Origin of the sequence: Algibacter luteus, assembly GCF_900141715.1 — a bacterium.
GTDB lineage: Bacteria > Bacteroidota > Bacteroidia > Flavobacteriales > Flavobacteriaceae > Arenitalea > Arenitalea lutea.
The window spans coordinates 188,097-210,918 of record NZ_FQYK01000001.1 but is presented as its reverse complement, the minus strand read 5'-3'; the positions used below and the strand labels follow the sequence as shown (position 1 = coordinate 210,918).

At 34.7% G+C, this 22,822-nt stretch carries 13 protein-coding genes; all 13 read left to right on the top strand.

Annotated elements, in window-relative coordinates; genetic code table 11:
* Positions 1 to 27 precede the first annotated feature (27 nt).
* The 13 genes from BUA46_RS00890 to BUA46_RS00830 all read left to right on the top strand — a co-directional run bounded on the left by BUA46_RS00890 (position 28) and on the right by BUA46_RS00830 (position 22,814).
* Complete coding sequence (locus tag BUA46_RS00890) at positions 28 to 1,494, top strand: sulfatase (RefSeq protein WP_019386980.1); 1,467 nt, start codon at positions 28 to 30, stop codon at positions 1,492 to 1,494.
* A 54-nt stretch (positions 1,495 to 1,548) separates the two neighbouring features.
* Positions 1,549 to 4,581 (top strand): glycoside hydrolase family 2 TIM barrel-domain containing protein, encoded by a 3,033-nt coding sequence (locus tag BUA46_RS00885; protein ID WP_019386981.1) that lies wholly within the window; start codon positions 1,549 to 1,551, stop codon positions 4,579 to 4,581.
* A 587-nt stretch (positions 4,582 to 5,168) separates the two neighbouring features.
* Positions 5,169 to 7,475, top strand: coding sequence for a glycoside hydrolase family 78 protein (locus BUA46_RS00880; RefSeq protein WP_019386982.1), 2,307 nt, complete (start codon positions 5,169 to 5,171; stop codon positions 7,473 to 7,475).
* 470 nt (positions 7,476 to 7,945) lie between these two features.
* Complete coding sequence (locus BUA46_RS00875; protein ID WP_050981764.1) at positions 7,946 to 9,367, top strand: BNR-4 repeat-containing protein; 1,422 nt, start codon at positions 7,946 to 7,948, stop codon at positions 9,365 to 9,367.
* 39 nt (positions 9,368 to 9,406) lie between these two features.
* Positions 9,407 to 10,744, top strand: a complete 1,338-nt coding sequence (locus tag BUA46_RS00870; RefSeq protein WP_019386984.1) for a sulfatase-like hydrolase/transferase — start codon at positions 9,407 to 9,409, stop codon at positions 10,742 to 10,744.
* A 12-nt stretch (positions 10,745 to 10,756) separates the two neighbouring features.
* The gene (locus BUA46_RS00865) at positions 10,757 to 12,250 is read left to right on the top strand and encodes a sulfatase (RefSeq protein ID WP_019386985.1); all 1,494 of its coding nucleotides are present in this window, start codon (positions 10,757 to 10,759) and stop codon (positions 12,248 to 12,250) included.
* A gap of 56 nt (positions 12,251 to 12,306) precedes the next feature.
* Complete coding sequence (locus BUA46_RS00860; protein WP_019386986.1) at positions 12,307 to 13,728, top strand: sulfatase; 1,422 nt, start codon at positions 12,307 to 12,309, stop codon at positions 13,726 to 13,728.
* Positions 13,729 to 13,734: 6 nt separating this feature from the next.
* A complete protein-coding gene (locus BUA46_RS00855; RefSeq protein ID WP_019386987.1) occupies positions 13,735 to 15,216 on the top strand; it encodes a sulfatase family protein in 1,482 nt (493 codons plus the stop codon).
* A gap of 12 nt (positions 15,217 to 15,228) precedes the next feature.
* On the top strand, positions 15,229 to 16,656 hold the full coding sequence (locus BUA46_RS00850; protein WP_143148040.1) for a sulfatase: 1,428 nt from the start codon (positions 15,229 to 15,231) through the stop codon (positions 16,654 to 16,656).
* Positions 16,657 to 16,667: 11 nt separating this feature from the next.
* Positions 16,668 to 18,113, top strand: coding sequence for a sulfatase family protein (locus BUA46_RS00845; protein ID WP_019386989.1), 1,446 nt, complete (start codon positions 16,668 to 16,670; stop codon positions 18,111 to 18,113).
* A gap of 73 nt (positions 18,114 to 18,186) precedes the next feature.
* The gene (locus BUA46_RS00840) at positions 18,187 to 20,616 is read left to right on the top strand and encodes an endo-acting ulvan lysase-like protein (RefSeq protein ID WP_162129530.1); all 2,430 of its coding nucleotides are present in this window, start codon (positions 18,187 to 18,189) and stop codon (positions 20,614 to 20,616) included.
* 89 nt (positions 20,617 to 20,705) lie between these two features.
* The gene (locus BUA46_RS00835; RefSeq protein WP_202801140.1) at positions 20,706 to 21,626 is read left to right on the top strand and encodes a Kelch repeat-containing protein; all 921 of its coding nucleotides are present in this window, start codon (positions 20,706 to 20,708) and stop codon (positions 21,624 to 21,626) included.
* 42 nt (positions 21,627 to 21,668) lie between these two features.
* Positions 21,669 to 22,814 (top strand): lactonase family protein, encoded by a 1,146-nt coding sequence (locus BUA46_RS00830; protein WP_019386992.1) that lies wholly within the window; start codon positions 21,669 to 21,671, stop codon positions 22,812 to 22,814.
* Positions 22,815 to 22,822 lie beyond the last annotated feature (8 nt).

Sequence of the window (22,822 nt, the reverse complement as noted above, 5' to 3'; positions counted from 1 at the left end):
CACCAAAACCCATTCAACAGTAATAAAATGAAAAATATCATAATCATAGTACTAGTCATCTTTTGTTTTTCAAATGGCATTGCGCAACAATTAGAAACAAGTACAACTAAAGAACAACCCAATGTTTTGGTGTTTTATATTGACGATTTAAGGGCAGAATTAGGTTGTTACGGAAGCGAAACAGCAATAACTCCAAATATCGATAAGTTGGCGGGTGAAGGTGTGTTGTTTAATAAAGCTTACACGCAACAAGCCATTTGTGCGCCTTCAAGAATGAGTACATTAACTGGGTTGCGTCCAGAAACACTTGGAATTTATAGTATTTTCACACCACTTCGTAAAGTGCATAAAGATGTAGTTTCTATGCCACAATTATTCAAGGCTAATGGATACCAAACAGTCAGTATAGGTAAAGTATATCATCAAAGTAATGATGATAAAGAAAACTGGACCCTTCATTTTAAAAAAGAAGGGAATACCTATAATAAACCAGAAAATGCTGCGATCTTAGAGCGTCTTAAAAAAGAAGGGAAACCTATAAAAGGACCTGCTTTTGAAGCTGCCGATGTTGATGATGAGACGTATAAGGATGGTCGCGCGTCAAAATATGCTATAGAAACATTACAAAAAATAAAAGACGATAAATTTTTAATGTTCGTAGGGTTAAGTAAACCACACTTACCATTTAATGCGCCAAAAAAGTACTGGGATTTATATGATAAAAACAATTTTAAAATCCCTTCTAGAGAAAAGCCAAAAGGAGCCTATAGGTTGGCATTAACCAATTGGGGAGAATTAAAAGGTTATTATGGTATTCCTCAAGAAGGCGACTTAGATGATGATTTAACACGCGATTTAATTCATGGTTACCACGCTTCTATAAGTTATATAGATGCGCAAGTAGGTAAAGTTATGAAAACACTGGAAGAATTAGATCTGCGCAAAAACACCATGGTTATTTTTATGAGCGATCATGGTTATAAAATAGGAGAATATGGAGCTTGGTGTAAACATTCTAATGTTGAAATAGATGTACGCGTGCCATTAATTATAAGCAGAGAAACAGGATATAAAGAAAGAGTTACAGGTAAAGCTTCTGATGCATTAGTTGAAAATGTCGATATTTTTCCAACCTTGGTTGATTTGTGTGGTCTAGAAGGGCCTAAATCTGATGGTAAAAGTATACTTCCAGTAATTAACAACCCGAACGAGAAATGGGATGAGGTTGCAACAAGTGTCTATGCTAGAGGAAAAAATATTATGGGTTGTACAGCTACAGATGGTGAGTGGCGTTATACAGAGTGGAGAGATTCGGTAACCAATGAAATCTTGCAAGCAGAGTTGTATGAACATAAAAATAGCTTATTGTCTTTTGTGAATTTAATTGGAAATTCTAAATACAACGAAGTAGAACGACGTATGAAAAAACTTTTAGAACAGCAGTTTCCTAGAGATAAACCATTTTTACAAAACGATATTCCAAGGAAACGATAAAAATTTAAACAATCAACTATAAAAAAGGCGCAACGATAATTCTTTAATTTTAAAATGGGTAAGAACCTCAAAATATTAATAGCCATTCTACTGTTTTCGTTAGAACTCTTTTCGCAACGAGCAGAAACTAATTTCAATAACAATTGGCGGTTTACTTTAGAAGATGATACAGTTTTTTCGCAAGAAAACATTAATGATGATTATTGGAGCACTTTGAATGTTCCTCATGATTGGTCGTTTGAAAAAGGCGTACGTAAAGGTGGCGATCAAGGTCAAGGTGGAGGATATCATGATGGAGGCATTGGTTGGTATAGAAAATATTTCAACGTAAAAAAAGAAAGCCTTTCAAAAATAACATACATCAATTTTGATGGTGTGTATATGAATAGTGAGGTTTGGGTAAATGGTAATTATTTAGGAAAAAGACCTTACGGATATATTAGTTTTAGATATGATATTTCAAAGTATTTAAAGGAAGGTGAAAATACGATAGCCGTGAGAGTTGATAATAGCTTAGAACCTTCAGCGCGTTGGTATCATCCATGTGGAATTTATGCGTCCGTGAAATTATTAGAGGTAAATACGACACATTTTAAACCCAATAGTATATTTATTACGACCCCCAATATTCAAAAAAATAGTGCTTTTGTAAATATTGATGCAGAAATTAATGGCGATATAGAGAAACTTAAGTATGAGGTGAAATTGTTTTCTCCAGATGGAAAAGAATTGACCAATACATGTGAAAAATTAAAAGCATCAAATCCAACCTATCAGTTTGAAATAGAAAATCCAGAATTATGGAGTCCAGATTCGCCAAAATTATACAAAGCTGTGACTCAGATTTTAGATGGTAAAAAAGTCCTTGATAAGATAGAAACCACTTTTGGTTTTAAAACAGTAAAATGGGAAACTGAAACAGGCTTTTGGATAAATGGTGAAAATGTAAAGCTAAAGGGTGTTTGCGAACATTGGGAAGGTGGACCTGTTGGAGGCGCATGGACGAAACCTTTATTACGTTGGAAATTACAATCCCTAAAAGATATGGGTATTAATGCCATTCGTCCTTCTCACAACCCAACACCACCTATGTTTTATGATATTTGTGATGAAATTGGTTTGTTGGTAATGGATGAAATTTTTGATGGTTGGCACAAAAAAGCACCTCAAGATTATGGCAAACAAGCATTTGATGAGTGGTGGCAACGCGATGTAAAGGAATGGATTACTAGAGATAGAAATCACCCAAGTATTTTTGTTTGGAGTTTAGGTAACGAAACCCATAGCGATATTGCTCCAGAACTCGTAAAGTTTGGAAAAAATTTAGATCCAACACGTTTATTTACTTCAGGTGCTGGAAATCCAAAGGATATGGATATTGAAGGTGTTAACGGTGGTTCTGAAACTAAATCATTTATAGAAAGTAAAACGTTTGATAAACCATTTATTTCAACCGAAGCACCTCACACATGGCAAACACGAGGCTATTACAGAACTCAAACATGGTGGCGCGATAATGAATTACCAGGTACTTATGAGTTGCCTAATTTAACGGAGAAAGAAATATTTTTCTATGAAGGTATAAATCCTAAAAACTGGAAAAACAGAAAGCAAAGTTTCAATTCATCTTACGATAATGCAACAGTAAGAGTTTCGGCCAGAAAATATTGGGAAGTGATGCGAGATCATCCATGGCATAGTGGGCATTTTCGATGGACAGGTTTCGATTATTACGGAGAAGCTGGTTTGGTTCATGGAGGTTTACCATTCAATTTATTTATGGGTGGAGCCATAGATGTAGCTGGATTTAAAAAGGATTTGTTTTATTTCTACCAAAGCCAATGGACCAAAGAACCGATGATTCACATGTTGCCACATTGGACACATCCAAGAATGGAAAAAGATACTGTAATCCCTGTTTGGGTATATTCCAATGCAGAAGAGGTAGAGCTGTTTTTAAATGGAAAATCTTTAGGCAAAGACCAACCAGGAACCGTTTGGAACGAAATGCAATGCGAATGGATGGTGCCATATGAAGAAGGAAAATTGGAAGCAATCGCATATATTAATGAGAAAGAAGTAAAAAGAACGTCTTTTTCAACCAGTAACCAACCTTCAAAATTAATAACAAGTATTCAAAAATTAAATGCTGAAGATAGTTTTACAACAAGTTATATCATCACCTCAGAAAGTGTAGATGAAAATGACAATTTATATCCTTACGGAGAAAACAAGGTTTACTATAACATTCAAGGTGATGTAAAGAAAATTTCGATGGAAAATGGAAATCCTATTGATCCTACAAGTAGAACAAAATCAGATTTTAGAACCTTGTTTTTTGGAAAATCTAGATTGTTTCTAAGAACATTACCCAACGCAAAAAAGGCTTCGATAATAACAGCATCAATTTTAGGAGATAAGGCGCTGTATACTTCAAATAAAATCACTATAGATGCCCAACAAGTTCAAATTTTTGGCACTTCAAATACTGATGATTTAGAGATACTTTATACAACTAATGGAGAAAATCCAGAATCAAGTGGCATTATTTATAAGGGCACTTTTGAAGTTATTGATGGCACAACAGTAAAAGCTCTAGCAAAACTAAACGGAAAAATAGTTTTAAAAATGGAAGAAACTTTTGGGCAAAACGAAGGTTTATTTTGGGGAGATGAACATTCTAAAGATATGTGGATTGGAAGAGGCGTTAACATTTCTGCAGAAGATGGTATTCTTCAAGGAGGTGCGATAACAAGTGAAGATGCGCATCGATATAAGGGTAGTGGCTTTGTAAGATTTGATGGTAACGAGGGGTCGGTAGAATTCTATCAAGAAAATGATGGCGAAGAAGGAGATTATAGTATTCGTTTTAGATATATGCATAATAATATAGGGAAATTGCACCCCATGAAATTATATGTAAACGATGAGTATATACGAACCTTAGAATTTAATTCTACTGGAGGTTGGGAAAAGGAATGGAAATTTGTGCCAACAATTATAAGGCTAAAGGCTGGTGCGAATAGTGTTAAGCTTGAAACAACAGGAGAAAGTGGTCCTTATTTAGATGAACTTTTTATTGATTAATTTAAAGAGAAAAGTATGCTGATGATAATTTATATAACGGGAGGATTAATAATTTTTAATGCATTACTAATGTTTTTTAGTTGCAATAAGGATTGATTACAAAAATAAATTCTTGATGAAGTTTTTTAAAACTTATCTGATTCTAACCATTTATTTTTATTGCTACGGTTAACTGTGGTAATTTTAGTAATGACAATAGTTCAGCCGAGACATATCCTTTCGAATTGATTCAATTCCATAAAAATGTTTTAGATTATTACGTTAATCAAAAAATTAAAGATGTTGCATATATACAAACCTTTTCAAATCGTAAATACAGGAACACTTCATTCTGTTGAAACCATTGATAAAAAAAATGTCGGGCATCGTATTATACATAAATGGGACATCTAAAATTAAAGGCGGAATTACCGAGAATCAACCTTGCGATGTATTGTTTGAAGAAAAAGAGAGGCAGCTTGAATTATTTCTAAGCGACGCAACTCATAAATTATCAATATTAAGTTAGGTCTTGTAAAAATTAATATTTCGATAATCCAACAACTCTAAATGGTCATTGAAGAATGAACTAAAACAAAAATAACATCATGAAACAAATAGTAATTTATCTATGGTGTTTGTGCTCTGCAGCTCAAGCCATTCAAGTAAAAGACTTAAAGTGTGAGTCACAAAGTAACCCAACGGGAATAACTTTGGCTAGACCATCTTTTAGCTGGACTTTTATTGGGAACGATATTAGCCAAGAACAGGGAGGTTTTCGAGTTATGATGGCTACCAGTATTGAGAAATTAAAGTACCCAGATCTTTGGGATACGGGGCCAACTAGCAAGTCAGAAACGGGACCATATCAGTATCTAGGTGAACCCTTAAAATCTGGACAAAAAGTATATTGGAGAGTTACCGTATGGGGTAATAATCGAGGCGTTAGGCATAGTGAACCTGCTTGGTTTGAAATGGGAGACATTGTAAATCCTGAAAAAGCTTTTGAACCACCTGTTTTTGAGCAAAAGGATGGCGTTGTGAAAATCAATTTAAATCCAAAAGATGAAGGGCGCACTTTTGAAGGAATTGGTGGCGTAAGTGCAGGTGCTTCAACCGATTTGTTGTACGATTATAAAGACCCATACCGCGACCATATTCTCGACATTCTTTTTAAGCCTAAATTTGGTGCAGGATTTCAGCATTTAAAAGTTGAAATGGGTGGTGGCGAAAACTCTACTTGTGGTTCTGAACCCTCGCATGCCATTACGCGTGAAGAGTTAAAAAACCCTGTTTCAAGAGGCTATGAGTTTTGGTTTATGAGAGCTGCTAAAGACAGAAACCCTAACATGATTTTAGAATATCTACCTTGGAGTTTTCCGGGGTATTTAAAACCTAATATTTATTCTAAAGAGTCTGCGGAGTATTTTGTGACTTTCCTTGATGTAGCGAAAAGAGATTGGGGTTTAGACATTGATTGGGTAGCAGCAGCAGAGAACGAAAACTATACCGATCGTGATTGGTTGGTGAATGAAGTACGTCCTATGTTAGATGCAAGGGGCTATAAGAACGTTAAGATTCAAGGGCCTGATGATAATAGTGGTGACTGGCAAATATTTGAAGAACTGGAGAAGGACCCCGAATTTGATAAAGTGATTGAGGCCGTGGGATATCATTACGTCACAGGTAGAGAATTTACCGAAGATATGGTAGATGGTCGTGGACGCCCAACAACCGCCAAGGCTAAAGCATCAGGTAGACCATTGTGGGCTAGTGAAGATTGGAGCTGGACGGGTAAGGACTGGGGTGGAGCTGGGGCTCTGAATTTAGCGCGTATTTACAACAAGTTTTATATTAGAGATAAAATTACCAAAACACTAATTTGGGCGCCTATTGGTTCCATTTATAAATCGGTAACCTGGGATAAAGCAGGAGCTATGAAAGCGAATAGCCCTTGGAGTGGCTATTATGAAGTGTGGCCAACTATTTGGGCTACTGCACATACCACACAATTTGCCGAAGCTAATGATTGGCAATATTTAGATAATGCCTGTGGATTGTTTGATGCGTCAACATATAAAGGCAGCTGTGTTACAATGAAAAATAAAAATAGTTCAGACTGGAGTATGATTATCTGTACCGAGGAACATGAAACTATTGAGGTAGCTATTGAAAAAGGCTTGTCGAATACCCTTGTTAATGTCTGGAAATCTAGCGAGAAAGAGCAGTTTGTACAGCTTGAAAGTATAGAGCCAAAGAACGGGTCATTCACAATTAAACTAGATCCTAAGTGTATTTATTCGTTAACAACTACAACAGGTCAACAAAAAGGACAATACAGTATACCAGAAGAAACACCATTCCCATTCCCATATAAAGAAGATTATGAGGATCGTAAAGTTGGTGACTTGCCAAAATACCATTCAGACCAAACAGGTAGTTTTGAAATTGTACGAAAAGTAGATGGAACCAATTGTTTGAAGCAAATAAACCCAGAGCAAGGTTATGATTGGATGCGCGTATATCGCCGTTCAAACATAAAACCTAACACATTGGTTGGAGATGTAACATGGACGAATTTTACTTGTAGTGTAGATGTTTTTATAGAAGGTGGTAACGTGGAACTGGGTGGTCGTGTTCAAGGAAGTTATTTAAAAGGTTATAGATTAATGCTTGAAAAAAACGGGAATTGGACGCTAGTTTTTGATAAACAAACGCTTGCACAAGGGAGTGTCGAAAATTTTGATGCTAACATTTGGCATAAATTGGAATTGACATTTATGGACAAGGAAATAGAAGCTTTCGTTGATGGACATTCTATAACAAAAGTTAGTCATGATAAAAAGTCTGGTTATGTTATGTTAGGAAGCTCTTATGATGGTAATTTGTTTGATAATCTTGAGGTAATGCCATAACTCAACTAGTTACTTATTGATGAAATTTTAATGCAAACAAATATGAATCATAAACCTTTTTCATTAGGGTGTTAATATGCTAGATTAGTTTAAGACGTTATACAGAAATCGTCAACTTACTCAAATTTTATTAAATACTACAGGACAGTTAAGGATAGTTTTACCACAAAACCAAACTAAATTCGAAGCTTTAGATATAATGTATTGGATGAGCAAGGCAGTGCGAAAAAAAAAGAAGACTTTTACGTTTCTCCTTAATCTGGTAAATGCTGAAAACAATGGTAAAACTTTAGAATTTTATTAGAATAAAAAGTTTACCCAATTGGTTGGTAAGATTTTAGAACACCAAAGCGATAGAACTACGATTTCATCATGGAAAGATTAGATAAAACAGGATGAATTATTAACATCAGGAATATTAGGTAATGTAAAGATTCAATTTTATAAAAAAGTAAAGCTTGATAATAATAATGAATAAACTCTTTTTCGGAATACTATTGATATGCTTTTGCTTTTTGGGATGTGCATCAAAAACCAAAAATGTCAAAGTAACTACAGAAGAAAATGAAATGGTAGATTACTTTGCCAACAATGGTTTTGGCAATGCTGTGGCCATTGTGCAACATCCATCAGGTGTTTATCACAAAGGCATTACTTATGTTGCTTACCAAGGCGAGTTGGAAGATCCTTATGTAGCATCATACAATCATACTACCAAAGAGTGGAAAGGCCCATTTAAAGTTGGCGTTAGTGAAATGGGAAAAGACCCAAACCGTAAAAAGAAAATAGATAATCATGGTAAACCAGCTATTCTTATAGATGATGACGGCTATATTCATATTGCTTTTGGTGGTCATGGCGGGACACCCGAAGATGGTAAAAATTCGTTAGGAAATCATCATTATGGAAAAAATTTACATGCAGTTTCTAAAAAACCTTTAGATATTTCTGAGTGGGAAACATTAGATAATATTTCATTATTTGGAACCTATAGTCAGTTTATAAAAATGGATAATGGCGATATCTATCTGTTTTATCGCCATGGTGCGCATAGAAGCAATTGGGTATACCAAAAATCAACCGATAATGGTGTTGCTTTTGGTGAACCTGTTTCCTTTTTAAAGCATAAGCGTAGAACAGATATTGAAGCCGAAGATTCTTGGTACCCTTGGGTGAGTAGAGGTAATGGAGACGATATTATTGTAGCATTCGACTACCATATTTGTAGAGATAATAAAAATGCTCAAGACCTACGTGGTCATATTCCAGAAAGACACAACCTATATTATATGGTTTTTGATACTAAGACAGGACAATGGAAAAATGTTAAAAATGAATCTTTAGAAATGCCTTTAACCAAGGAAATGGCTGATGAAAAAGCATTGGTTAGCATAATAGCCGAAGATTGGACGTTTCAAGGGATTACCGATGTAGACCCAAAAGGAATTCCACATGTAGGTGTAATGGTTGGTCCAGACGTAGGAGCAAACAGAAGTGGCCCCAAATGCTTGCAATATTTCAGATGGGATGGACAAGAATGGTTAAAAGGCGATACTTCTAATCTGCCTAAAGGTGATGCTGATTTGGATGTAACATCATCCAAAGAAGTAAGTTTATATTTAGAAAGTCAAACCCAAGAAAATATTGGAGAAATAAGTAGGTGGGATAGTTTCGATGGAGGCAAATCGTTTAAAAAGAGCAAGGTTTTTTTAAGTAGAAAGAATTCCGGTTTTGTAATTTCTTCTCTAATTGATAATCCACATCCTGATGCTAGAATGATTGTTGGAGAAAAAGTAAAAGGTTCAGACTTCAGAAAGATGTATCTCTTAGGAGATAATGGTGCTGTGATGCGTAATAAAAATGAAGCACAGGTGCTAAAACATGAAGAATAACATTTAATTATAAACGATAAATCAAATAAATTGAGAACAATGAAGAAATTAAATAAAATAAGTTATTTAATATTGCTTGTAAGCATTTGTTATTCTTGTGGAAACAAATCGAAAACAGACGAGGCTAAAAAAGTAGATGATAAGACGGTACAACAACAACCAAATATCGTTTTCATCTTATCAGACGATCAATCATGGACCGATTATGGTTTTATGGGAGATAAAAACATTGAAACACCAAGGTTAGATAAATTTGCTTCTGAAAGTTTAACCTTTACTAGAGGATATGTGCCAACTTCCTTATGCTCGCCTTCATTAGCAACCATCATTACAGGACTGTACCCCAAAGACCATAAAGTTTTAGGAAATGATAGAGTGCTTCCCGGTAACACAAGAGCCAATAGAAAGGAGTGGCGTTCTAAAAATTATCAACCCGTTATTGAGAATTTTAAAGGTTTAAATACGTTGCCAGATTTATTAAAAGATAAGGGCTATTTATCGTTTCAAACAGGTAAATGGTGGATTGGAAACCATAGAAACGGCGGTTTTGATTACGGAATGACGCATGGAGACCCAAAACGAGGTGGACGTCATGGTGATTATGGTTTAGAAATTGGACGAAAAGGCATGGATACATTAACAAGCTATGTAGATTTAGCAATAAAAGAAGAAAAACCATTTTTCCTGTGGTATGCACCTTTTTTACCACATGCACCTCATAACCCTCCTCAACGTTTATTAGATAAGTATCTTCCGAAAGCGCCGACTGAACATGTTGCCAAATATTGGGCCATGTGTGAATGGTTTGATGAAACCTGTGGCGAATTATTTGATATTATTGAAGAAAGAGGTCAAACTGAAAACACCTTATTTGTTTATGTCTGTGATAATGGTTGGGTGCAAAACTTAAACGACTCTAGTTACGATAAAATATCAAAACGATCGCCTTATGATTTAGGCATGCGTACACCAATCATGTATAAATGGGCTGGTAAAATAAAACCTAATATGGATACTACAACTGTGGTAAGTAGCATTGATATGGTGCCAACAGTTCTTGATATATTAGATATTGATAAACCCAAAAACTTACCAGGTGTAAGTGTTTTGAACGAAGAACAACTAAAAAGTCGTGATGCAATTTTTGGAGAAATCTACGCACATGATTTTGATACCGTAGAGTCCAGCATGTTTTACAATATTGCCATTGCTCCACCATATAAATTAATTGTTCCAGACCCTGTTAGAAAGCCAAATGAAAAAATTCAATTATTTAATATTGATGAAGACCCTTTTGAAAAGAATGATATATCCGAAAATAAGCCGGAAATAGTGGAACAACTACAACAAAAAATCGCTTGTTTTAGAGCAGAATAAAAAGCATGTACTATGAATAAAACATACTTGATATTATTGGTGGTTTTAACATTCGTTTTTTCGTGTAATAATGAAAAAAAGAATGTAGAAAAGAATGAAATTTTAAAACCGAATGTTTTATTTATTGCGGTTGATGATTTAAACAATTGGATTACACCTATTGATGGATTTTCAAATGCCAAAACGCCCAATTTTGATAGATTAGCACAAATGGGAGTTACTTTTTCAAACGCGCACGTGCAAGCGCCTCTGTGTGGACCATCAAGAGCGTCAGTAATGTCAGGACTGAGGCCTTCTACGACAGGGATTTACGGAATGACTCCTGATAATAAAATTCGAAGAGAAGGTAACCCAGCTACAAAAGACATTACATTTTTACCAGAATATTTTGAGAATAACGGCTATCATACCATGGGTATTGGTAAACTGTTTCATATTCACGCACCAGATAGTGTTTTTAATGAATCTGGGGGGCGTGTGAAAGGTTTTGGTCCTTATCCTGAAAAGCGTTTTGTTTGGGATGGTTTTGGAAAGGGTATTAGAGGAACTCATGGGAGAACGAGTACAGATTGGGGCGCATTTCCTGATAACGATACCTTAATGCCAGACCACCAATCTGTCAATTGGGTTGTGGAACGTTTAAATAGAGAATATGACAAGCCATTCTTTATGGGACTAGGATTTTTGAGCGTGCATGTACCGCTTTATGTACCGCAAAAATGGTTTGATATGCATCCTTTGGAAAGCATTAAAACACCACCATATTTAGCCGATGATTTGAACGATATTCCACCAGTAGGGTTGCAGATTAATGATTTGCCTATGATGCCATCAACAGAATGGGCAAAAGAAAGTGGTGAATGGAAAAAAATAGTTCAAGCTTATCTGGCTTGTATGAGTTACGTAGATTATGAATTAGGACGTGTTTTAGATGCCTTGGAAGAAAGTCAATATGCTGATAATACAGTTGTGGTTTTATGGTCAGATCATGGCTATCGCTTAGGGGAAAAAGGAACTTTTGCAAAACACGCACTTTGGGAAACAGCAACCAAAGCACCGTTAATGTTTGCTGGACCTAATTTACCTAAAGGAAAGAAAATTAATGCTCCTGTAGAGATGTTATCTATATATCCAACGCTTTTAGAATTAAGCGGATTGCCCGCCTATGAGAGGAATGAAGGGAAAAGTTTAGTTGCCATGATGAAAAATGATGAAGGATTGGAAGCCGCAAGAGCCATATCAACATTTGGAATGAATAATCATGCCGTAAAAGTTAATGGTTATAGATATATACAGTATGAAGATGGTAAAGAAGAATTTTATGATCACAGCACCGACCCTAATGAATGGGCAAATGAAGCAAATAATCCAAAATTCAAAAATAAAATCGAAGAGTTAAAAACCTTGTTGCCAAAAAGTAACGCGAAGTGGGATACAGAGTCAAATTATACTTTTCAACCCTATTTTGTGGAGCAAAAAATACGCACCAATAGTCTTACTGAATAACCAATAAAAGTTATTGGTGCAGATTAGTAGCGATAAAATTTAATAACAATATTTACATGAAATTGATAACTCAAAAAATTTTTATTTTCCTGAATTTGGCCTTGTTTTGTTCTTGTGGTTCAAAACCAACTAATACGTTAGAAACAGCAGCAGAAAAGAAGCCAAACATCTTATTTATTGTAGTTGATGATTTAAGACCAGAACTTAATTTCTATGGTGCTAATCACATTAATTCTCCTAGCCTCGATAAATTAGCAGGTGAGAGTTTAATATTTGAAAGAGCCTATTGTAATATTCCAGTTTGTGGCGCTTCGAGAGCGAGTTTATTAACTGGAGCAAGACCAACACGAAAACGTTTTATTAATGCACATATTAAAAAGGACGAAGATTATCCAGAGGCCATATCGCTTCCCATGTTGCTCAAGCAAAACGGCTACAAAACCATTTCAAATGGAAAAATTTATCATTATCAGAATGATGACGCTGAGGCTTGGGATGAGATTTGGCATCCAAAGAGTTTATGGGATTATGCATTAGCTGAAAGTCAAGAAATTAGAAAAAACACCCACAGAGGTTTACCTTTCGAAGCTGCCAAGGTTCATGATTCCGTGTACAGAGATGGAAAAACCGCATTAAAAGTAATTCAAGATTTGAACAAACTAAAGGAAGCGAATCAGCCTTTTTTTCTTACTATGGGCTTGTCAAAACCACACTTGCCCTTTACAGCACCTCAGAAATACTGGGATTTATATGATAGAGATAAAATAGAACTCCCAGAAAGCTATATTCAGCCTGAAAGTACACCAAGATATGCGTTTCATAATTTTGGAGAATTACGTCAATATGAAAACATTCCTAAAAAAGGAGATTTGCCAAATGCCTTAGCTAAAGAATTGATTCATGGATATTATGCCTGTGTGAGTTATATTGATGCGCAAATAGGTTTAGTTTTAGATGAATTAAAACGATTGGATTTAGAAGATGATACCATTGTAATTTTATGGGGAGACCACGGTTGGAATTTAGGAGACCATAAGTTATGGAGTAAGCATGTTACTTTTGAAACGGCTTTAAGAACACCGTTAATCATAAAAGTACCAGGTAAAACGAAAGGATTAAAAACAAATGCTATTACAGAGTTTATTGATGTTTATCCAAGTTTAGCTGAACTTACTAGTATTGAAATTCCTGATACTGTAGATGGAAAAAGTTTTGTACCGATTATAAATAGGAAATCAGTAGAAAAAAACTGGGCAGTAAGTAAATTTAAAGATGCAGTAACTTTAATCAAAGGCGACTTGTTTTATACCGAATGGGTTAAAGATGATGGTGTAGCTTATGCTCGCATGTTGTTTGATCACAAAACTGATCCTTTAGAATTAGATAATCTTTCAGAAAAACCGCAGTATCAAGATAAAGTCATAGAACTTTCTAAGGAATTAAGACAAAAATGGGGTAAAGATTTTTTAACTAAATAAAATAGAATGAAAAGCATGTTTAAGACTAAATTACTTTTAGGGTTATTCTTATTAGGTTTTTTAGGATGTTCTCAGAAAAAAGAAAATCACAAAGACACGGCTAAACAGCATCCTGTTAATAACGCAAAACCCAATCTAATTTTTTATTTATCAGACGATCAGGATGTATATGATTATGGTTGCTACGGTAATGAAAAAGTCAATACAGCTGCAGTAGATCGTCTAGCAAAAGAAGGTATGCTTTTTAACAATGCTTTTACAGCACAAGCCATTTGTGCCCCAAGTAGGTCTCAACTTTTTACTGGCAAATATCCTTTGAAAAACGGCTGTTTTGCAAATCATACAGCTACAAAACCAAATATAAAAAGTGTGACGACTCAAATGAAAAATTTGGGATATGAAGTAGTTTTGGCAGGGAAAAGTCATGTGAAGCCTGCAAGTGTGTACCAATGGGATAGAGAATGGGAACCAGTCCCAAAAAAAGATGTGCCTCGAGAGTATATTCCTTTAGATAGTATAGAAGGTTATTTCAAAGCGACCAAAAAGCCATTTTGTATGTTTATTACGTCAAAATATCCTCATGGTAAATATTTTGATGTTCAAAACCCAAATACTGATGATATAAAGTTTTATCCATTTAATGAAGATAAAAAAAATAATGAAGCTTATGTAAAATCTAAAGCTGGTTATTACAGAAGCATCGAAGAAGATAATACGCAAATAGATAAAGTGTTAGAATTAGTTGATACGTATTTAGATGAAAACACTCTATTTATCTATAGTGCAGATCATGGGGTGTCAGGTAAATTCACGGTTAAAGATATTGGTTTAAAAGTTCCGTTTGTAGTACGTTGGCCAAAAGTTATAAAGCCTGGAACAACTTCAAATCAACTCATTCATTATACAGATGTTTTGCCAACATTCATGAATATTGCAGGAGGTAAGGCAACTGAAGATATAGATGGGAATAGTTTTTTACCTCTGTTACAAGGCGAAGATGTTGAAATAAACAAATATGTGTATGGTGTTAGAACAAATCAGAACATTTTAAACTCTGAAGTTTTTCCATCAAGAATGATTCGAGATAAACGATATAAGTACATCCGAAACTTTAATGCATTGGAAGTCGTTGAGCAAAATTTAACTGGAAAGCCCAATGTAGATTACTTCATCAAAAGAGGGGCGAATGCACATAAAAATGAGCCATTTGAGGAATTGTACGATTTACAGAATGACCCATTTGAACAAAACAATTTGGCTAATAATCCAGAATTGTTGCCAATAAAGCAAAAATTAATAAAAGACATGTTCAGTTGGATGAAATCTCAAGGAGATATTTTAGATGAAGCCACAGGTAATATGCCAATCATAACTCCTAAAGGAAATAAAGGATTTAAACTAGACCAAGATACGCCTAGACGAAAAATTCCAGATTCCATAAAAAACACCCTAAAAAAAGACGATTATATCGTGATTGAACATTGGTAAAAACTTATTAAAATGAATAAATTTTTCAAATATATAATTGGTTTGTCCTTGCTTTTTATGTCATGTAAAAATGAAAAAGATAAAACTACAGACTCACTAGAACAAAAACCAATGAACATATTGTTTATTGCAGTTGACGATTTGCGTCCTGAACTCAACTTTTATGGTGCTAATCATATTCAATCACCCAATCTCGATAAATTGGCTGAAGAGAGTTTAGTTTTTAATCGAGCGTATTGCAACATTCCGGTATGCGGGGCTTCAAGAGCAAGTCTATTAACGGGGCTACGTCCCACAAGACATCGTTTTATAGATTATAGTACCAGAGCCGATGTGGATGTTCCTGATGCGATTTCTTTACCAAGACTTTTAAAACAAAACGGTTATACCACAATTGCTGATGGTAAAATTTATCATAATGTTGAGGATGATGTTTCTTCTTGGAATTCTATCTGGTTTCCAGAAGGGAATATTCGAAATTATCAATTAGAAAAAAATATAAAAGAGAATGGTAATGCTAATTTGGCTGTCGCTGGTGCTACTGCTTTTGAAATGGCTGAAGTTAATGATACTGCATACTTTGATGGTAAAATAGCGCAAAAGGGAATAGCAGATTTACAAAAGCTAAAAAACAAAAACACACCTTTCTTTTTAGCTATTGGATTTATGAAACCGCATTTACCATTCAATGCTCCAAAAAAATATTGGGATTTGTATGATAGATCTAAAATTGAATTTCCCGATAGTTATCTTCAGCCAGAAAGCACACCGAAACAAGCATTTCATAATTTTGGTGAGTTAAGAAATTATGGTAATATTCCTAAGAAAGGCGATATTCCTGATGATTTAGCTAAAGAATTGATACACGGTTATTACGCTTGTGTAAGTTATGTAGATGCACAAATTGGTTTGGTTTTAGATGAATTAAAACGATTAGAGCTAGAAGACGATACCATAGTTGTTTTATGGGGCGACCACGGTTGGAATTTGGGCGACCATCAATTATGGTGTAAACACTCCACTTTCGAAACGGCTTTAAGAACACCATTAGTAATAAAAGTACCTGGTAAAACGAATGGTCAGAAAACAGATGCTATAACAGAGTATATCGATATTTACCCAAGTTTAGCAGAACTTATAGGTGTAGAAGCACCAAAATCACTTGACGGCCAAAGTTTTGTTCCGCTATTAAATGGAGAAACACCGGAAAAAGATTGGGCGGTTAGTAAATTTAAAGATGCTGTGACTTTAATAAAAGGTGATTTATTTTATACCGAGTGGACAAAAGATGATGGAGTGGCTTATGCACGTATGTTGTTCGACCACAAAACAGACCCTTTAGAACTTGATAATTTAGCTGAAAAACCTGAGTATCTAGAAACCGTTAACCAATTGGCAAAAGAACTAAGAGCAAAATGGGGTAAAGATTTTTTAAAATAATAGTTAAAGTCATGAAAATTTTCACGAATCCAAATTACAAATTACTTTCTGTGTTTTTTTTCCTTTTTATAGGAATAACTAGTTGTCAGAATAAAGCAAAAAAAGTAGATCAAAAAAAACCCCAACCTAACATTATATATGTTTATGTTGACCAAATGAGCGCTAATATGATGAGTTGCGCTGGTAACACCTATTTAAAAACACCCGCACTAGATTATATTGCTAAGAATGGTATCCGTTTTACAAGAGCTTATACTACCAATCCAGTTTGCTCGCCGGCAAGAGTTAGTTTAATGACTGGTAGGTTTCCAAGTTATTTTAAAGATGATAAGGGGAATGAAATTCGAGAAAACAGAGCGTCTATGAAAATTCCTCAGGTTTCTCAAGAAGTCGCAAACACTACCATTGCTTCATATCTTAAAAAAGCGAATTATGAATTATACTTTGGTGGAAAAGAACATTTGCCAGAGTCACTCACACCTAAAGCACTTGGCTTTAATAAATTTAGCGATGATGAAAGAGGTGAGTTGGTAAATAAGGCGGCAGATATTATTAAAGAAAAACATGAAAACCCATACTTTATGGTAGTTTCATTGATAAATCCGCATGATATTTGCTATATGGCATTGCGCGAAAAAGCCACTAGTGAAAATGACGCTATACTATTAAAACGAGCTAAGGTTGAATTGGCGACCTTAGATGAAGCTATGAAAATTCCTGAAGGTATTACTGAAGAAGATTTTTATGCGAATTATTGTCCACCGCTTCCAAAAAATTTCGAACCTCAAATTGATGAACCTGTAGCAGTCAAGAGCCTAATAAATGCCAGACCGTTTCGTAAAAACGCGAGAGAACATTTTACAGATAACGATTGGAGGCATCATAGGTATGCTTACCATCGTTTAACTGAGGTGATGGACAGAGAAGTGCAAGTGATTTTGGATGCTATAAAAAACAGCGGACAAGAAGAGAATACACTTGTTATTTTCTCAAGCGATCATGGAGATATGAGTGCAAGTCATCGTATGGAACATAAGTCAACATTATACGAAGAATCAGCAAATATTCCTTTTATGGCGATGTGGAAAGGCCATATTCCAGCAGGTAAAGTCAACGAGGTGGATTTGATTTCAAATGGAATAGACTTACTTCCTACAGTGTGCGATTATGCCAATATAGAGGGAGTTTCTGATAATCGAGGTAAAAGTTTAAAACCACTTTTTGAAGGCCAAGCTGTAGCATGGCGTGAAACACTTGGTGTGGAAAGTGAAATAGGTAAAATGGTTGTTGATAAAAATGGTTTAAAATATGTGCGCTATGATTTAGAAGGCGTTGAAGAACAGTTGTTAAACTTGAAGCAAGACCCTTTTGAGACGACGCATTTCACTAACGATCCTAAATTTAAAAATGATTTAGAAAGATTACGAAATATATACAATACAGAATGGTTTGAGTGATTAAACACAACCAAAACATAATATGAATTTTAAATTATTAAAGCTTGTTTTTTTGATTTTGATTACTAATAGCGTGAGTAGTCAAATCAAAAAACGTCCATTTATTTTAGTTACTTCAGAAGAGTGTGGTCAAATTCTTGAGAAAATAAATACTCAAAACTGGGCTAACGACATCTATTTAAAATTGAAATTAAAAACCGATGTTGAGGTTAACAAGTTTTACGATAACCCACAATTATATATAAAACAACTGCCATTCAATTGGTCTGAAAAACAACAAAACCATTTTCCTCCATTTTTAAAAACAACACATGTAAGGAATGGTGTTCAAGAAAATTTGGATAATGCCACAGATGAGGATTGGAAACCTGCCGAACTTTTAATTAAATATTTACAAGTGGCTTTAGATTGTGGTACGATGTACTACATAACACAAGATGAGAAATATGCTTACATGGCAAGTAGTATTTTGTATTCATTTTTAAAATCAGTACAGCAATCTGAAGTATCCACTTGGCGCAGTAGAGGTGGTTGGTTATTTCCGTATGATGGCTTTCGAGAAGTTCGTGTTATAGGATACAGACTGCCCTTGATTTATGATTTTATCCATCCTTATCTCATAAAAGAGGGGAAAGCTTTTGATATTATTACAAACAAAAAAGTGGATTTTCCTTTTGAAGAAGCGCAAAATGTTTTTAAAGCCTACGCCAACATATCGGTAAATTATGGACAAACAGGCTCAAACCACTGTGTTTTAGAAGCACCTAGTTTGGTGTATAATGCCTTAGCAATGGATGATAAAGCGGAGCGAGAAAAATGGTTATCCTATTTCTTAACAGAAAGTACAGAAAACCAAGATGCCTTAAACGTTATGGTTAAAAATTATAAAAATGAAGGTGATATCTGGCCAGAAACATCTCAATATTTAAACCATACGACATCTATTTTAGCAAGATTGATGTTGGTGTTAAATAAATACGATCCGTCCTTAAAATTGGGGGAAAAGCACCCAAATGTGTTACATGCGTTACCGCGACTAGATTATTTTGTATATCCTAACAATGAAATTGTGCGTTGGGGAGATGGACATAGGCATGCTCATGTGCCTTATGAAGCTTATGATGATGCATATGCCTTGGCTGAGATGGATGGGTTAACGGAAATTCAAAATAAATTTGCACCACTTATTAATAGGGCAATTAGTAAAGGGAAATATAAACGAGAAGGTATCGAGGCTTTGTTTTGGTACGATAGTAGTTTTGATAATGCATCTACAAATGTAGACCTGTCACGGACTGATAGAGTGTATCATGCAGGTATTGTTTTACAGCGAAATTTAAGTAGCACTAAAAATCCCAAAGATGGTTTAATGTGTTTTGTTGGTGGTGCGCACATGGTACATGGGCATGCGGAAGGCATGAATATTGAATTATACGGTGAAGGCCAGGTCTTAGGTGTAGATAACGGCCGAAATCGCTATGGTGTAGACCTTCATGAAAACTATTCCAGAATTTTTGCTGCTCATAATACAGTTATCGTAAATGGGAGTTCGCAAGGTGAAGGCGGATGGGTTAATTTAGGGATGAATAAAATTGAACTTATTTCTATGGAACCCGAAGTTGGTAAAACAGGGGTGTCTCCCAATCATTCTTTTAGTTTAACAAGTTTTGAAGATGATAAAGGGGATAAGGCCGAAGCAACTCAAGAACGCACCTTGGCTTTAATTAGAACTTCACCAACAACAGGGTATTATGTGGATGTGTTTCGTTCAAAATCCAGACTACCGAATGAATATCATGATTATTTATATCACAACATAGGAGATAAATTAGTTTTTGAAAACAAGGATTTAGATTTTCAAAAAACACCTAAAAGATACATGACGAATGCAGATTCGCCTTGGCAACGTAACAAAGTTTATAGGCATCCAGGATGGCATTTTTTCAAAGATGTAAAAACATCAAAATCGTTTACAAGTGATGTAAAAGCTACATTTCATACAAAAAAATTAAAACAAGGCGATATTTTTATGCAATTGCATATTCCGGGTTTTGAAAACAGAACCTACACCAAAGTAAAAGCGCCAACTACTTTCGAGTCTCCTGAACCTTATGACGCTATGCCAACACCAGCCTTAGTCATTAGAAAGGAAGGCGAGGCATGGGAAAATCCATTTGTGGTGGTTTTTGAACCTTATAATGAAAAGGAAACACCATCCATTCAATCCGTTACTAAAATTGAACAAGACGGACGGTATAAAGGCTTAAAAATTGTGAGTAAAACATCTTTTGAAACATTAATTCAATATATTATTACGCAATCTAAAAATGAATCATTTCAGAATGAAGAAATAGATGCCTTTTTTAAAGGAACTTTTGCAGTTATTACCTTAAATCAAAAAAAAGAATTAAAAAGTATTTATATTGGTGAAGGTGAAAGTATGACTTATAAAAATGAAGTCATTGGCCCAATTACTGATAACGTATTTTATAAAGAATATTAAATAAAGTTTAAAAATTTATGACGATTAAACATACCGTACAATTTTTGCTTTTATTTTCGATGGTTTTCTTTTTATTTCAATGTAAATCTTTGGAGGGTTTTAAATGGGAGCAGGTTGAAACAAATAATTTGCCATCAGCAAGACACGAATGCGGTTTTGTTGAAGCAAACGGACTTTTTTACTTAATTGGAGGAAGAGGTTTAAAACCCGTCGATATATATAATATAAAAACTGAAAAATGGACACAAGGTGCCAAACCCCCAATTGAAATTCATCATTTTCAAGCTGTAAATTATAATAATAATATTTACGTTATTGGCGCGATGACTGGTAAATACCCGCATGAAACGCCACTAGATAAAATATTAATTTATAAGCCAATTGAAGATTTATGGATATGGGGAGATACCATTCCAGAATCTAGAAGAAGAGGTTCAGCAGGAATTGTAATAAAAGATGATTTTGCGTACATAATTTGCGGTATTACAGATGGACATTGGGAAGGCCATGTGCCCTGGGCGGATACATATAATTTCAAAACTGGTAAATGGACTGTTTTAACTAATGCTCCAAGAGCAAGAGATCATTTTCAAGCGGCTATTCATAATAACAATATTTATTGCGCTAGTGGTAGAAACTCATCTGCAAAAACTAATGAAACATTTAATCTTACCATTCCGGAAATTGATGTTTATGATATAGAGAAGGATGAATGGGTTACACTTTCTGAAGCTTCAAAAATTATCACTCAAAGAGCGGGGGCATCAACTATTATTAATGGCGGAAATTTAATTATTATTGGTGGTGAAAGTGCAAGTCAAAAAACAGCTCATAACGATGTTGAAATTATGGATATAAAAAGTGGTAGCTGGAAAGATGGGCCAAAACTTACTACAGGAAGACACGGAACACAAGCCATACTTTATGAAAACACGATTTACACAGCAGCGGGGAGTGGTAATCGTGGAGGAAAACCAGAACTGTCTTCATTAGAAGCTTGCTTGAGATAAAAGAATTTACCTTATTGTTAATTAATTAAATAATTCAATAACATGAAATATTACCAAATATTAGTTTTCTTTATAATGCTATGCAGTGTGATTAGCTGTAAAACAGAAAAAGAGAGAACTTTATTATTTGTGGGGAGTTTTACTGATAAAAAACCAGGTAAAGGCATTCATGTTTATGAGTTTGATAATCATACAGGAAAAAGCACCTTAAAATTCACAGTAGATAGTATTATAAATACATCGTTTTTACGTTTAGCGCAAAATGGTAAGTATCTATATTCGGTGGTTGAAAGTCAGATGAATTATAATGGAAAGATTGCTGCTTTTGCGGTAGATTCTATAAATTATAAGCTGAAGCTATTGAATATGCAAGATACAGGCGGAAGAAATCCAGCGCATCTAGAGATAAGTAAAACAGGTGAGTATCTTGTGAATTCCAATTATTCAGATCCAAGCTTAAGTGTTTTCAAAATTAACCAAAATGGCAGTTTGAAATCTTACAATCAGGTTATTCGTTTCAAAGATAGTAGCATAATTGAAAGCCGACAAGAAAGTGCGCATATTCATTCTTCAAACTTTTCACCTGATGGAAAGTTCCTATTTGCTCAAGATTTGGGTTCGGATAAAATACGAGGTTTCAATTTTATAAGTAATCACAAAGATTCAGTACTTCAAAATGAAAATGAAATTAAGGTGAAACCTGGAAGTGGACCTAGGCATTTTGCATTTCATCCTAACGGAAAATTTGGTTATGGTGTGGCAGAGTTAAGCGGTAAAATTACTGCTTATGAATATAATAATGGTAATTTGACTTTTATCGAAGATTATCTGTCTTATCAACAAATTCAAGATATTTACAGGGCAGCAGATATACATATTTCCCCAGATGGTAAATTTCTATATGCGTCAAATCGTGGGCCTGAAGAAGATAGCATTTCTATATTTTTAATAAATCAAGATTTAGGTACTTTAAGTCTTGTAGGTCATGAACCAACATATGGAGAACATCCAAGAAATTTTGCTATTTCTCCTGATGGAAACTTTTTATTAGTAGCAAATCAATTTACAGATAATATAATTGTATTTAAAAGGAATCTTCAAACGGGAACTCTTAAAAAACTACAAGAAGATATTGATGTAAGTAGTCCAGCTAGCATACAAATGCGTACTTACAGAATTAAAAATTAATTGTTTTT